A 14,891-nucleotide genomic window follows, 5' to 3' on the forward strand; every position below is an offset into this window, starting at 1 on the left:
CAATGAGACGCCCTGCGCCTGAGGATGCCTTAGCGATCGCGACGGCGCCGCGAGGCCATAATCGAGATACGCCCCTGACTTGACCACGCTCCGGTCTGGGGCTGGTTATACTGCACCCGGGTGATCCGTACAGGTTGTTGCAACACCTCGTTGGCTGCGACGGTCAGCACGGCGATCAGCTCAGGGGTAAGTTCGGCATCAGTAGCCTCAACCACCGGCGTAACAGGGGCCTGCGCAGGTTCGGGCGCTGCTTTGCCCCGACTCATCAATTGCTGAATCGGCTTGTCGATTCGGCCGATCAGGCTGAGCATCAAAGCCACCAGCGCAAGTGCCATAAAGACCACCGTAACGCCAGTCAAGGCAAGCTGGGCCGCTTCGACCATCGGGTCTACCATTGGTTCCATAGCCACCTCACATCGGGAGCAGGCCGTGCTTCTTCTGCGGGCGCAGTTCGCGCTTGTTGCGCAATGAAGCAAGGGCCAGACTCAGATAGCGCCGGGTCTCGTTGGGTTCAATAATGTCATCGATCAAGTTGCGTGCAGCCCCAACGTATGGCGAGGCGAATTCTTCGCGATATTGACGCACAAAGTCCTCTCGCGCTGCCACCGCATTTTCGGCCTTCTGGATCTGGTCACGGAAGATGATATTGACCGCACCTTCAGGCCCCATCACCGCAATTTCGCAACTTGGCCAGGCTGCGACCCGATCTGCGCCAAGGTCTTTGCCGCACATCGCGAGGTAGGCCCCGCCATAGGCTTTGCGCAAGATGATCGAGATCTTGGGGACCGTCGTCGCACCATACGCAAAGAGCATCTTGGCCCCATGACGAATGATGCCGCCCCGCTCTTGCTCAGTTCCCGGCAAGAATCCTGGCACATCAATCATTGTGACAAGTGGGATATTGAACGCATTGCAGAACCGCACAAACCCCGCAATCTTATCCGACGAGTTGATATCAAGCACTCCGGCCATCACCGCTGGCTGGTTAGCAACCATACCGACCGTGTGACCATCAATGCGCGCAAACCCGATCACGCAGTTGGGCGCAAAACTGGCCTGGATCTCAAGGAATTCGCCATTGTCGACTAGGCGCTGAATGACTGGCTTGATGTCATACGGTTCACGCGGATTGTCGGGGATCACCGTGTCAAGCGTATAGTCAGGAAAAAACTCGAGTTCACCGGTTCCATAGCTCGGCGGATCTTCGAGGTTATTCGCGGGCAGGAACGAGAGCAGTTGTTTGCAGATATGGGCCGCATCGGCGTCGCTCTCGGCAATGAAATGGGCAACACCACTGCTCATCTGCGCATCGGGCCCACCCAACTCCTGGGCCGTGATCTCTTCGCCCGTCACCTGGCGCAACACCTGTGGTCCCGTGATGAACATCTCGGCTGTGCCACGCACCATGATGATAAAGTCCATCAGTGCTGGCGAATAAGCCGCCCCACCTGCGCACGGGCCAGCAATGATCGAAATCTGGGGCACCACACCTGACAGCAGAATGTTGCGGTAAAAGATCCGCCCATAACCACTCAGCGCATCAATACCCTCTTGAATGCGTGCGCCACCACTGTCGTTAATACAAACAAACGGCGCACCACACTTCAACGCAAGATCCATCGTCTGACAGATCTTATCGGCATGACTTTCGCCCACCGAGCCACCAATCACGGTGAAATCCTGGGCCGCAACAAAGACCTGACGCCCGTTGTACGTCCCCGTCCCAGTCACGACACCCTCACCTGGCAACTCTTTGCCGGCCATGCCAAACGCCGTACTACGATGACGCGCAAAGAGGAAGAGCTCTTGAAAAGTCTCTTCTTCCACGATCATGCTAATGCGTTCCCGTGCGGTCAACTTCCCACTCTGATGCTGACGCTCGATGCGCTCACTTCCTCCGCCTCGCCGCAAATGAATTTTAGTTCGTCGCAGCTGCTCGATCTTCTCGCGCGAAGTCTGCGGGCGTGCCTTGCCCTCGTCACGCATAGTCATAGCTAACTTGCTACCTTTCCACCGTTGCATCATCACACGCGAACGTGCGCACCCTGATGATCCGGGCAACGGCATGTTCAAGCGGAACGCTTCGGTGCGGACATAAACCTTTTGCCATAATGATTCCCCCAAACTATACACGCTTATCACCACTTATGGGGCGCTGAAAGCAAGGAATTTTTGTAGCAGACTCGCAACAGTTGCATGTGCGACGGTTAAGGCTTGACATAAACCGTTTTTTATGTCACCTGCTGCACATACGGTATAATCTCTCGGCAGAGGGCATATGCAGCCCCTGGAAAGAGCTGCGCCCAGGAATGGCCGGGATTGGGGGGGCTGCGGCCCCTAAGAATCTTTCTTTCGCTGGAAAAATGCCAGCGTAGCTGGCATTTTTCCAGCGAAGAAGCGAAGTTTGAGGGCGCAGCCCACACGTTCACGGGGCCGTAGGTCCCCAAGAAAGGCATAACCCATGACTCACCCACCAACCAGCACCGATATTGCCACCATCCTCGAAGCCCTCCGCACCGAGGTGCGCTCACAACGGCTTGCCTTGGCCGATGCGGATGCGGCCACTCGCGGACATACCCACGAGTTGCAACGTGCCGCCGAAGAGCTCGAATATACGCGGGTGATCAGTGCACACTGGCCTCTCGAAGGCAAAAATCTCTATGAGCAGGGCTGGGCTTTGCTGAACAAGGTGGTGCGACGCTATCTGCGCTGGTATATCAATCCCATTGTCGAGCAACAAAATGCGTATAATGAAGCGTCAGCCCGCACGATCCGCTTACTAATCGAGCAAAATAGCACGTTGCAACACCAGATAGCCGAGCTTCAGCGCGAATTGGAAGCCCTTCGTACCCAATGACTATGAGTAAACGCATTCTGATCTGCACCACCCAGGTGCCTTTTGTCCGAGGTGGGGCCGAATATCTGGCCGAGGGTCTGCGCGATGCGCTCCGCGCACGTGGGCATCAGGTCGAACTGGTCGCCATACCTTTCCAGTGGCATCCCGTCGAACGCATTGCCGATCATGCGCTCGCCTGGCGCCTCCTTGATCTGACCATCAGCAATGGGCAACCGATTGATCTCGTGATTGGCACCAAATTCCCATCGTACCTTGTGCGCCATCCCCACAAGGTGCTCTGGCTTGTCCATCAACACCGCCAGGCCTACGATTGGTACGGTACCCCGCTAAGCGATTTTGCCAATACGCCCGAACATCGCCAGGTACGCAAGGCGCTGATGCAGATGGATTGGCGCGGACTCGACGAGTGCCAGGCACGCTATACTATTTCGCGCAATGTAAGTGAACGCCTGCGCCGCTTTAACGGACTATCAAGCACACCCCTCTACCCGCCGAGTCGCTATGCAGGACAATTGCGGGCGGGGCCTTATGGCGACTATATCCTATCGTCGTCACGCCTCGATCGTGCCAAACGGCTCGACCTACTGCTCGAAGCAATGGCTCTGACGCAGCAACCTGTACGTCTTCTCGTCGCTGGGGCAGGCCCTGAGCGCGAAGCGCTCGATCATCACGCCCAGAACCTGGGGCTCGGCAAACGAGTGCAATTTCTCGGCTTTGTTCCCGACGCCGAACTAATCGAGCTCTACGCCGGGGCGCGGGCGGTCTACTATGCCCCCATTGACGAAGATTACGGCTTCGCAACCATCGAAGCATGCGAAGCAGCGCGTCCCGTCATCACGACTGAAGACGCTGGCGGTGTGTTGGAATTTGTCGAACACGGCCTCAACGGCCTGATCTGTCCCACCGCGCCAGCCGCGATCGCCCTAGCGCTCGACGCCCTCAGCGCTGACGCAGCCCTCGCCGCCCGCCTCGGCAGCCACGGCCCCGCCCGCGTTGCCTCGATCACTTGGGATCACGTCGTCCAAGCGCTGATCCCTTAAATCCCCCGTACGGGCACGGCGGCGCCGTGCCCTTCGGTGGGCCGTGATCAATCATGCCCCTTGAGGGCGCAGCAGCTATCAGAGATGCCTGTTCACCCCGGGTGGGCCAGGCGCTGCTGCGCCCCTACACCCCGATCCGCACGTACCCAACGTGTCATGGCGGCGCACCCGATGGGCCAGTGGGCACATCCCATAGCCATGGGATCGATCTATGGCTACCGCCGATCCTCGCAAATACCGGATGCACCGAATGGGGCGAATGTTGGGATCGATCCATCGCTACCGCCGATCCTCGCGAATACCGGATGCACCGAATGGGGCGAATGTTGGGGCGCAGCAGCCCATGCGCCTCCCTCAACCGCAGCGCCCCCTCCATCGCTGCTGCGCCCTCCCGTGGGCATATGGATCAATCCCGTGGAACTTCTTCAACCCCTACCCCACCTGCGCCAACCACGCTTCAAGATCGGCCACCCTGGTGAAATCAAAGACCGCCTCTGCCAGATCCAGCCGTTGCGCTGGGTCAAGGTGCTGCACCTGCACGAGCAGCGCAGCGGGCAGCGGGCCACAGCGCCGCTGCAACAGGCGCACCAGTACGGCCAACTGACCCTCTTCCCGCCCCTCTTCCCGCCCCTCTTCTCGCCCCTCTTCTCGCCCCTCTTCCCGGCCCTGCGCAAGCCCCTGCGCAAGCCCCTGCGCAAGCCCCTGCTCGCGCCATTTGCGCATCATCGGCGTCTCGGGCAAACCATAATCACGCTCAATGATCTGTTCGGCCATCGCGGCAATCTCCTTGTCCGTGCATAAGATCAGCAATTCCGTCAGCAACCGCTCCCGCTCAACCCCTTTTGCGTGCTGCGCCAGCCGCGCCACCGCCGCCGTCAACGTCGCGACTGGCTGCCCGATCTGCGTCTGCCCAATCAACACCAGCAGCGCTGGGCGATCCAATGCCAATAAGTCCTCAGCCAGCAGTTGCCACAGGTGGATCACCACATAGTTCCACCCCACGGCGATGGTGCCAGGTCCAGTATACACCGCGTGTTCACCGGTGTCACTGGCCCCCGCGCCCCCAAGTCCGCGAGCCGCGCCTGATACTCCAGCACGCGCAACGGCATCGGGCGCTTGCTGCCCGGCCCCTGAAACTCCACGTGCAGGATGACCTCCTCCCCCGTCGCCAGCGTCACCCGGAGCACCAGATCCGTATCCAGAATCTCCGGTTCCGCCAGCAACGCACCCTGACCCGCCTCCACCGCCTCCACCGCCTGCCCCAATACCCATGCGGCCAGATCCAACCCCGCCAGCGCCACAACCCGTTTGAGCGGATGATCCGTTGCTGCCATCGTTGTTGCCCATCGTTGCTTGACGACCTACACGTATTCGTATAGGCCCATTATAGCACACATGAGCAACTCGTCAAGACCGGCGGGCGCAGCAGTCAGGGCGATTGCATCTTCTGCGTATGCACCCCGCCAAGGCACCCGCAAGGGCACCCCTTGCGGGTGCCCCGACAGGGCCGGGGGGCGGGCCCGGTGTAGGGGCACCCCTTGCGGGTGCCCCGACAAGGCCGGGGGGCGGGCCCGGTGTAGGGGCACCCCTTGCGGGTGCCCCGCCCCGGTACGGGTGCCCCGCCCCGGTACGGGTGCCCCGCCCCGGTACGGGTGCCCCGCCCCGGTAAGGGTACCCCTTGCGGGTGCCCCGTTGTATCCGATTTCGTATGATGCAATCGCCCTGGCGCAGCAGCGATGCGACATGCCGCTTCACCCCAGGCGGGCCAAGGCGCTACTGCGCCCCTACGTGTCCGATCAAAACCTTTGCGCCTTCGCGCCTTTGCGTCAAAACTAGCGCCCCTTAAAAGAAGCCCAATTCGTCCCGCGCTTCTTCGCTCATCAACGACGGGTTCCAAAAAGGCGTCCAGACCAGGTTGATCTTGACATCCTCAAGGTCTTTGTACACATCCGCCAGCGCCATCACTTCGCGGCGAGCCTGATCAAGAATCTGCGGGCCAGCAGGACACGCCGGCGTCGTCAGCGTCATGTCAATGTCAACCTTTGCACCCTCTTCAACCACGTCAATTCGATAGACCAACCCCAGGTTGACAATATCCAGTCCAATCTCCGGGTCAATCACATTCTTCAGCGCAGCACGCACCATCTCTTCAGAAACCATGCTTCACACCTCAGGTCTATTCTTTGTACTTTCCACCAGACAGGGATAAATGTATGATACCATATCCCCGCTGGATGCAAAGGCTTCTCGGCAGGAAGACAAACCTATGCTCGAACTCTTGATCGATAATCCACTCCTCCTTCTCTTTGTCGTTTCAGCAATTGGCTATCTGATTGGGCGCATCAAAATTGGCGGCATCAGCCTCGGGGTTGCCGCGGTGCTCTTCGTCGGTCTTGCCTTTGGCGCACTCGACCCCGAACTGCGCCTCCCCGAGATTGTCTATCTCCTGGGCCTCGTGCTGTTCGTCTATACCATTGGCCTCAGTAGCGGCCCCGGTTTTTTTGCTTCGCTGCAACGCAAGGGGCTGCGTGACAATCTGCTGGTGCTCGGCATCATTCTCTTTGCGACCGGCCTAACCTTGCTCGCCGCCTGGATCCTCGGCCTCGGTGCGCCCGTCGCTGCCGGCATGTTCGCGGGGAGCTTGACCAATACCCCTGCCCTCGCCGGGGTGATCGAACAACTCAAAACGGGTGCCTTCGGGCCAGTCACCGAGGCGATCCTCGCCTATCCGGTGGTCGGCTATTCGGTGACCTACCCGATGGGTGTGCTCGGTATGATCATGGCGATCTATCTTCTCCAACGCCTCTGGAAGATCAATTATGCCGACGAAGCCCGCACGATGCCAGGGCTCAATATCGGTACCGAACACCTAGTCAGCCGCACGATCCGCGTAACCCGGCCCGAGATGGATGGACGCAATATCGGTGAACTGCTGCGCAACCAGCGCTGGAATGTTGTCTTTGGAAGAATCCAGCACGATGGGCTCGTCAATATTGTGACCAGCGACGCCTATCTGCGCCTCAATGATCTCGTGAGTGTCATCGGCCAGAACGAAGAGGTTGAACGAGTCGCCACCGGTCTCGGCGAGTTGACCCCTGAACAACTTGAACTCGACCGCCATACCCTCGATTTCCGCCGCATCTTTGTCTCCAATCCCGCCGTGCTCGGCAAACGCTTGCGTGACCTCGATCTGCCTCGTACCCAGGGGGCTATTATTACGCGGGTCCGCCGTGGCGATAGCGATATCCTCCCCCACGGCGATACCATTCTTGAACCAGGTGATCGCGTGCGCGTCGTCACCCGTCGCGAGAATCTTGAGGCGATAACCAAATATTTCGGCGACTCCTACCGCCATCTCTCCGAAATTGATGTCGTCTCCCTCGGCCTTGGCCTCGCCCTCGGGTTGCTCGTGGGGATGATCCCCCTGCCTTTGCCCGGCGGTATGCAGTTTACCCTCGGCTTCGCCGGTGGCCCGCTCATCGTCGCCCTCATCCTCGGCTGGCTCGAACGCACTGGTCCCATTGTCTGGAGCCTGCCGTACAGTGCGAATTTGACCCTGCGCCAGCTCGGGCTCACCTTCTTCCTCGCTGGCGTCGGGACACGCTCGGGCTACAGCTTTGTCAGTACCTTCAGTCAGGGCGGCGGCCTTGGTATCTTTATCTTTATTGCCGGCGCACTCATTACGGCTGCGTCCGCCTTCGGCCTCCTCATCATCGGCCACAAGATGCTCAAGATCCCGATGGGCATTTGCATCGGCATGCTCGCCGGGATGCAAACTCAACCTGCCGTGCTCGCCTTCGCAAATGAACAGGCTGGCAACGATTTGCCCAACATTGGCTACGCGACCGTCTACCCATTGGCAACAATTGGCAAAATTATCTGTGCACAAATGTTGCTCGTTCTTGTACAATAGGGGTACGGCTTCGGTCGTCGCTTCCGGGAGGGTCGTGCCTGACCGTGCCTCCATTGCGATCCGGTCTTCCTGGAAGCGTTACGCTGCCTTCCCAAGGTTACCCACCTGAGAGACCTATGCCTAATTCCCACGAAGACCATCAACCACAAGTCGCCAACCTGCACGTCCGCGAGTTCCAACCGCTCCTTGCACCGCTTGAGTTGAAGGCCCAGTTGCCCCTGCGCCCCGAGGCCGCTCAGACAGTGACCAGGGCACGTGATGCTATTCGCGCTATGGTGCGGGGCGATGACCAGCGCTTGCTGGTGGTGATCGGCCCATGCTCGATCCACGATCCCGAGGCGGCCCTCGATTATGCCCGACGCCTCGCTCGTCTGCATGATCAACTCGGCGACCAATTGCTGATCATGATGCGCACCTACCTCGAAAAACCGCGCACAACCGTTGGCTGGCGCGGGCTGATCAACGATCCGCGCCTTGATGGTAGTTTTGATATGCAGACTGGTCTCGCAACGGCACGCAGCATGTTGCTCGAAATCAATGCGCTTGGCCTGCCCGTTGCGACCGAAATGCTCGACCCGATCAGTCCGCAATACCTCGATGACCAGATCAGCCTGGCAACGATCGGTGCCCGTACCACCGAGGCCCAAACCCATCGCGCCCTTGCCAGCGGTGTCTCAATGCCGGTCGGCTTCAAGAATGGTACCGACGGCGGCATTCAGGTCGCCGTCAATGCTTGCGTCGCCGCCGCTGGTTCCCATAGCTTCCTCGGCGTCACCGAGGATGGTCGCAGCGCGGTGGTCAAAACGACCGGCAACCCCGATAGCTTTGTCATTCTGCGCGGCGGACGCCACGGTCCTAATTACTACGAGGAGTATGTCGTGCAGGCAACCCGCCTCATGCGTGAAGCCAACTTGCAGCCCGCCGTCATGGTTGATTGCAGTCACGCCAACGCCGAAAACGATTTTCGTCGGCAAGAGACCGTCTGGTACCGCGTCGTCGAGCAGATCGTCGCTCACCCAACGCCCATCATCGGTCTCATGGTCGAAAGCAATCTCCACGAAGGCAAGCAACCTCTGCTCGCCGACCGCAGTGCGCTCAAATATGGTGTCTCGCTCACCGATGGCTGCATCGGCTGGGAAACCACCGAACGCCTCCTCGTCGAAACCCACCACGCCCTCACTAAACGCTAACCCCCCTCTGCGCCTCCGCGGCTCTGCGTTAAAACGGTGGTTTTTTAACGCAGAGCCGCAGAGGTGCAGAAACGTGCGTCCTCACCGCAATAACAACGGCACAAACACCGTCTGCCGCACCGCAAGGTTCCACGTGTAAACATCGTTCGCCGGGTCACGCTCAGCCGGTACCGTCTCATTGAAGCTGGCACGAATCTGATAGCCCGCCCGCGCCTCTGGCCGCAACGCCAACGCCAGGCGCGTTACCCCAAAAGGCTCTAGCGTTACCATCTCATCCAGCAGCGTAAACGCCGTCCCCCCCGCCGGGATCGCTTCGACCTTCACCCGCGTTGTCACCGTGATCCCACTATTCGACACGTTCAACAACAGGTGATTGGTGATCCCCGGGGTCAGCCTCAACTGCGGCATCAGCGGATCAAACCCGCTTACCTCAAGATCACCCTCGCGCCACCCAAGGTTCACTTGCGGCGTATCAGTAACCTCAACCTCGACCGCAGCGCTCACCGTGAGCCCGTGCGTGTCTGTGACGCTGTAGGTCAACCGATGTTCGCCCGGTATCAGTGTCGTCTCGGTGATCCCATTGCTGCTCGCCAACTCTCCTTGCAACGAAGAACTCCAGACACCACTGGTGATCATGCCATCCTCACGATCATATGCCTCGGCCTTCAGATACCAACGCTGCCCAGGCAGACTGACATCGCCCGCTATCGGCGCAATGATCTTCACCTCCGGCGCAAGGTTCGCCTGCACCAACCCTCCCACGCTATCCTCAGCGCGGCGCAGCCCATCCGACGAGATGGTACGAAACACGATCCCTTCGCTCGCCGGTAGACTCTCGGTCGCAAGCACCAGTTCATCACCGTGCGCGAGGATCGGCAACGGCAACCAAGTCGCACCCTCGTCAGTACTGAAGAGCACCAGGTGCCGCACGGTCTGCCCCTCCTCCAACGGCGTATGCTCCCAGCGGATCGTTAGCGTCTCGGTCAACACGGTGCCAGGCGCTGGCGCAATGATCTGGCTGGCAAAGGGCGCCGTACCACGCCGCAGATCCAGCACATCAGTCCCGTCCTGCTGACGTCGTATCCGTACCCGCGTCACCGTCTCGGGAAGATCGAAGGTGGCCGCCCAGAAGTCACGCGCCTGATTCCCCATCCCCGCTGGCTCCACCGCAAAATCCTGAATATAGTCGAAGGCCGGCCCATCCGCATCATAGGGAATCAACTGATACCGATCCTGCTGCGGGGCACCACACGGCTGCATAAAATCGGGCGGGATCGGCGCAAGTGGTGGCAAGGTTTTGTCGCTCAAGTCGCCCAGTTCAAACGAGGTGATCGCCTCTGGCAAGAGCCGATAGCGCGTGTAGGTTTCGTTCGTCGGTTCGCAGACATAACGAAACTGCTCGGTAGGCCCATACATAGAGAGCCGCACCATCCCCGGGGCCGGTGTCCCCGCCTCCACCACCTGCCGACCAGCAACAGTTGGCAGCGTCAGCCTCCCCAGCAGGTACTCGTAAAAACCCTGGTAGGTTGACGGGATCACCCAGCTATACGCATTGCTATTACCCATCACATCAAACCAGTAGTCACGCGCCGCATACGGATAATCAGCCAGCAAAAAATGCTTGAAGGCAAACCGCGAATCAGGCGGCTCGGTTGGGTTGAACATCGTCATCCCGGCAAGCTCGATCCCCGACGGCGGGTACAACTGGTACTGTTCATTCGCAATGCCGGTGTACATCCCTGCCGCATGGCCCAACTCGTGCATAATCGCCGAAGGCTTCGCCTCATCAACAAAGATGATCTGGCGGCGCAACGGCAGACTCGCCCCGTCACCCCCCAGATTCCCGGCCGCCAGTGGCACCACCGCAACATCAAACCGACTCGTTGAACCCGAAATCGAACCCATCAGGTTCAACATGCTCGTCACACCCTGATTGAGGGTCGCCAGTTCATTCAAGAGCCCGACCCGCGTGAATAAGCCCGTCGGGCTGATGTACCTGACCGTCGGCACCCGATGGAGGATAAAGTCCGCCCGCCGCAATGGCAACATCGCGGGCAAATTCTGTTCGAGCCACGCCGCTGAACTTGCCGATCCAGGGGCCGTACGATTATAAAAAGGCATCCAGACCTGGATCGGTGCAATCGTGATGAACAATGGCCGGGGAAAGTTCGCCCGGTAGTTCAGCGTCTGTTGCCAGATCTTGCTCACCCGACCTGCCTCTTCATACTCGATCAAGCCAGTCGTATCAAGATAGAGCGCCACCTCCTGCGTCGCCTCACTCGACGGCGGCAAGACAAAGTTGATCGTCGTCGCCCCCCGGCTCACCGCCGAGGCACCGACCTCGTTGAGATCACGGTAGAGCAGCGGGACACCCCCCACGGGCAAGAACTTCGCACCATCAACCTCAAGCCACACCTTCACTCCACTCACCCGCCGATCACTCGTCACCAGGTCAAAGGTCAACAGGGTAGGAATATCCCGCATCAGCGGTGGTGCGCTCGCCGGGGCAAACGTATAGCTCAAGCTATACTGGCCCACCAGCGATCCCGCTAGCCAGAAGCGTGGCAAAAGCGCTTTGTCCGTCCGTTCTAGGCCATTTTCGCTCACCCCTGCCAGCGCAAACGGCATCCCGAGTTGTCCCGTTACCGGATCGAGCGGACGATTCCCAATTTTCGCGTAGCGATTCGTTAAAAACAGGCCCCCATGATTAGGGCGCTCAGTCGTGGTCAGCTTGCCACTCGCATCGCCATAATAGTTCTCCCCAATCGGAATGCGCGTCGGCGGCAGAGGTGTCCGGTAATCATCCCAGACCAGCGAACTAGAGCCCACAAAATTATTGTCACTGATCAACGGGTTCAGCCCACTCTCCTCAGTCCATAATGGGTGACGCGTAAGCCTCGTCGAGTCATTTTGAAACCAGAGAGGACCAGCAAACACATTGTCAGTCAACACCGCTTCACTGCGATTCACCAACTCAACGGTACTATAAAACTCATTGCCGATAAATGTCGGACTCGCTCCAACCACCGTCACCGTGCGCCGAAAAAAGCATTCTTGAAAGGTCAGGCCGCTCTCGGGTCGCATCTCAATATCAGTATTGATTGATGAGCCATCAAGCGTACTCAACTCGATGCGTAACGAGGTATCGCTGGCAAACCCGGTAAAGGCAAGGCTGATGCCCGGATTGATCCGCAGATACTCGATCTGCAGAGGCGGCGTATCAGGGCCAGCCGTAAAACTTTCAGAAAAGGCCGGCGTCCCCCGAAAGACCTTGCCAACCTCAGCCGTCTGTCCAGCAAGGAACCCTGGATCTTCAGGCACAACTACCTTGATCGCACAGGTATGGGTTCCACTGCCCACCTCAAACCGCCGGTAGATCTTCGGCTGCACCCGATTCGACAAAGAGAGCACCGTCTGATTGTCAAATAGCAGATCGACCTGCTGTACCTGCGCACGCCCCGAAAGGTCATATTCATACGATACATGCACCACCCCGGGGCTGATAAAATAGAAGTGGCAACTCCCCCCGTCAACCGCTTGCACCGGCACAACACTGCTCACCAACCCACCGATCAGCAATCCAATCAACAGCACCGTACGGAAGATTCTGGTCTTCATAGTAAAACCTCCGGCTGCGGCATGACGTGAGCACCTGCAACATGATCAGCATAACCCGCCACAGGCACCAAGGCATTACAGTAGAGGCGCAGCAACCCCTGCGCATCTATTCATCATAACGTCATCCCACTCGCTACTGCGCCCGCCCATGCGGCGCAAAGAAGGGTGAGCTGACACCACACCCTTCGCGCCTTTGCGTCAAAGGGTCAGCTACACCACACCCTTTGCGCCTTCGCGCCTTTGCGTCAATTCGCGCCTTCGCGCCTTTGCGTCAAAACAACGCGTCTTCTGTACAAAGAGCTCGCTTACGCGCCCGTCACAAGTACCAGAACATTACCAGCATCTGCAAAACGTGCGTTATAATGTCAATCTGATTCTTCGCCTGCAACTGCCCACAGATCGTGAGCATTGCCCATGCCAAAGGAGTGCAAAGATGCGTGGAAGTCGTCAGCGTGATCGCCGTGACCGTGAAGAGCAGCAGCGCCAGGCTGAAATTGCCCAACGCCAGGCTGTTCGCAAAGTGCGGCAGACGATAGAACATATCGCCACAACGCTTGGCGAGACCGAAGAACGCCAGTTTGCCCAGATTACCCGCGTCGTCGAGGTGTGTGGCGTCGATGAGAGTATGTCCCTCCTCGAAGAGACGCTCCAGATTGAAGCGAATGGCGGCATGATGACCGCCGATGGTGAGCGACGGCGCTCACCTGGCGGGGCCTATATGACGTTGCTCAAAAAGCGCCTCAAAGAGAGCGGGCGCAAAGACGATCTCAAGCGCATCATCTAGGGTGTTATGTATACCATCCGTGCCTTCCACAATCAGTCTGTCAGGGAGACCGAGCCTCACCCGTCGATCGATCGGTCTCCCCTCGCGTTTCACCAACGCCTGCCCGGGTATACCCCGACACCGCTCATCGACGTGCCCGCGCTCGCCCACGAACTCGGCATTGCCCGCCTCTGGGTCAAACGCGAAACAAGCCGACTGGCCATGCCCTCTTTCAAGATCCTTGGGGCATCCTGGGCAGTCTATCAGGCCCTCATCGCCCAACTCGGCACCACGCCATCCTGGCAGAGTCTCGAGGAACTGGCCGCTGCGGTTGCGCCCCTCCAACCACTCACCCTCGCCGCCGCCACCGATGGCAACCACGGTCGCGCCGTCGCACGCATGGCCGCTCTGCTCGGCTGTCGCGCCCGCATCTTTGTCCCTGCCGGCACCGCCGAGGCCCGGATCACAGCGATTCAAGCTGAAGGTGCCGAGGTGCTGGTTGTCGAAGGTACCTACGATGACGCAATTATCCGCTCAGCCCAGGAAGCCGGCCCCCACTGCCTCGTCATCTCCGATACCTCCTGGCCCGGCTACGAAGCAATTCCTCGCCACGTCATCGAAGGCTATAGCACCATCGGCTGGGAAGTTGACGACGAACTCGAACGCCGCGACGAAGACCCGCCCGATCTCGTGGTTGTTCAGATGGGGGTTGGGGCGCTCGCTGCCGCCATCACCAGCCACTATCGGCGACCAGCCTATACCATGCCACCACGCATCATCGGGATCGAGCCGACGCGAGCCGCCTGCATTCTCGCCTCAATGGAAGCAGGCACACTGACAACGATCCCCGGCCCCCACGACTCAATCATGGCCGGGCTCAACTGCGGGGCACCTTCCCTCATTGCCTGGCCCATCATCTCAGCCGGCATCAATCTCTTTCTCGCAATTGACGACCAGTATGCGTGTACCGGCGTACGCCTTCTCGCGCAGGCAGGCATTCTCGCTGGCGAAACCGGAGCCGCAGGCCTCGGTGGGTTACTCGCCCTGCGTGACAACCCACGCATCGCCGCCGCCATCGGCCTCCGCTCTACCTCACGCGTCCTCGTCCTCTGCACCGAAGGGGCCACCGACCCCGACGCCCACGCCCGCATCCTTGCCAGCGATTGCCGCACCGACTGCCTCCACCGCCGCGCCTGCATGCCCACCCCGTAGGGGCACGGCTTGCCCGTGCCCCCGCCCCGCCGTTCCCCCGCCGTGCCGTGCCCCCGCCCCGCCGTGCCCCGCCCCGGCCCCGTACGGGCACGGGCAAGCCGTGCCCCTACGCCGTGCCCCGCCCCGGCCCCGTACAGGCACGGCTTGCCCCGTGCCCCTACGCCGTGCCCCGCCCCGGCCCCGTACGGGCACGGCTTGCCCCGTGCCCCCGCCCCACCCGTCTTTCACGTATAGAGTTTTTGCTACGCCGCTTTCTGATGCGGTGCAGCAGCGGCAGGCGTGTCGTGTGAGGTGTCAA

The 14,891-nt window shown here is 59.8% G+C and carries 12 protein-coding genes; 6 read left to right on the forward strand and 6 right to left on the reverse strand.

What is annotated here, in order from left to right; genetic code table 11:
• Window positions 1-29: 29 nt before the first annotated feature.
• Complete coding sequence (locus A9Q02_RS07270; protein ID WP_097651669.1) at window positions 30-404, reverse strand: OadG family protein; 375 nt, start codon at window positions 402-404, stop codon at window positions 30-32.
• 7 nt (window positions 405-411) lie between these two features.
• Entirely contained in the window at window positions 412-1,992 is a 1,581-nt protein-coding gene (locus A9Q02_RS07275; RefSeq protein WP_097651670.1) for an acyl-CoA carboxylase subunit beta, read from the reverse strand.
• A 469-nt stretch (window positions 1,993-2,461) separates the two neighbouring features.
• Here A9Q02_RS07275 and A9Q02_RS07280 point away from each other — a divergent pair, with 469 nt between their 5' ends.
• Window positions 2,462-2,857, forward strand: a complete 396-nt coding sequence (locus tag A9Q02_RS07280; RefSeq protein ID WP_097651671.1) for a hypothetical protein — start codon at window positions 2,462-2,464, stop codon at window positions 2,855-2,857.
• On the forward strand, window positions 2,854-3,897 hold the full coding sequence (locus A9Q02_RS07285; RefSeq protein WP_097651672.1) for a glycosyltransferase family 4 protein: 1,044 nt from the start codon (window positions 2,854-2,856) through the stop codon (window positions 3,895-3,897). The genes A9Q02_RS07280 and A9Q02_RS07285 overlap by 4 nt, the downstream gene beginning before the upstream one ends.
• 432 nt (window positions 3,898-4,329) lie before the next feature.
• Here the strand turns inward: A9Q02_RS07285 and A9Q02_RS25045 are convergent, their stop codons facing one another.
• The 3 genes from A9Q02_RS25045 to A9Q02_RS07300 form a co-directional block, all read right to left on the reverse strand.
• A complete protein-coding gene (locus A9Q02_RS25045; protein WP_172450750.1) occupies window positions 4,330-4,926 on the reverse strand; it encodes a DUF4351 domain-containing protein in 597 nt (198 codons plus the stop codon).
• Window positions 4,878-5,231, reverse strand: coding sequence for a hypothetical protein (locus A9Q02_RS07295; protein WP_097651674.1), 354 nt, complete (start codon window positions 5,229-5,231; stop codon window positions 4,878-4,880). The genes A9Q02_RS25045 and A9Q02_RS07295 overlap by 49 nt, the downstream gene beginning before the upstream one ends.
• Before the next feature lie 508 nt (window positions 5,232-5,739).
• On the reverse strand, window positions 5,740-6,057 hold the full coding sequence (locus A9Q02_RS07300; protein ID WP_097651675.1) for a metal-sulfur cluster assembly factor: 318 nt from the start codon (window positions 6,055-6,057) through the stop codon (window positions 5,740-5,742).
• A 106-nt stretch (window positions 6,058-6,163) separates the two neighbouring features.
• On the opposite strand from A9Q02_RS07300, the gene A9Q02_RS07305 reads away from it, so the two are divergent.
• Window positions 6,164-7,810 (forward strand): aspartate:alanine exchanger family transporter, encoded by a 1,647-nt coding sequence (locus A9Q02_RS07305; RefSeq protein ID WP_097651676.1) that lies wholly within the window; start codon window positions 6,164-6,166, stop codon window positions 7,808-7,810.
• A 116-nt stretch (window positions 7,811-7,926) separates the two neighbouring features.
• Entirely contained in the window at window positions 7,927-9,000 is a 1,074-nt protein-coding gene (locus A9Q02_RS07310) for a 3-deoxy-7-phosphoheptulonate synthase (protein ID WP_097651677.1), read from the forward strand.
• An 81-nt stretch (window positions 9,001-9,081) separates the two neighbouring features.
• Here A9Q02_RS07310 and A9Q02_RS07315 read toward each other — a convergent pair whose 3' ends face one another.
• Window positions 9,082-12,618, reverse strand: coding sequence for a hypothetical protein (locus A9Q02_RS07315; RefSeq protein ID WP_097651678.1), 3,537 nt, complete (start codon window positions 12,616-12,618; stop codon window positions 9,082-9,084).
• Window positions 12,619-13,051: 433 nt separating this feature from the next.
• Between A9Q02_RS07315 and A9Q02_RS07320 the strand changes: the two genes are divergently transcribed.
• Both A9Q02_RS07320 and A9Q02_RS07325 read left to right on the forward strand, forming a co-directional pair.
• Entirely contained in the window at window positions 13,052-13,402 is a 351-nt protein-coding gene (locus tag A9Q02_RS07320; protein ID WP_097651679.1) for a phosphorylated adapter RNA export RNA-binding domain-containing protein, read from the forward strand.
• A 6-nt stretch (window positions 13,403-13,408) separates the two neighbouring features.
• Window positions 13,409-14,593 (forward strand): diaminopropionate ammonia-lyase, encoded by a 1,185-nt coding sequence (locus A9Q02_RS07325; protein WP_097651680.1) that lies wholly within the window; start codon window positions 13,409-13,411, stop codon window positions 14,591-14,593.
• The last annotated feature ends 298 nt before the right edge of the window (window positions 14,594-14,891 follow it).

This window comes from Candidatus Chloroploca asiatica, from assembly GCF_002532075.1.
GTDB lineage: Bacteria > Chloroflexota > Chloroflexia > Chloroflexales > Chloroflexaceae > Chloroploca > Chloroploca asiatica.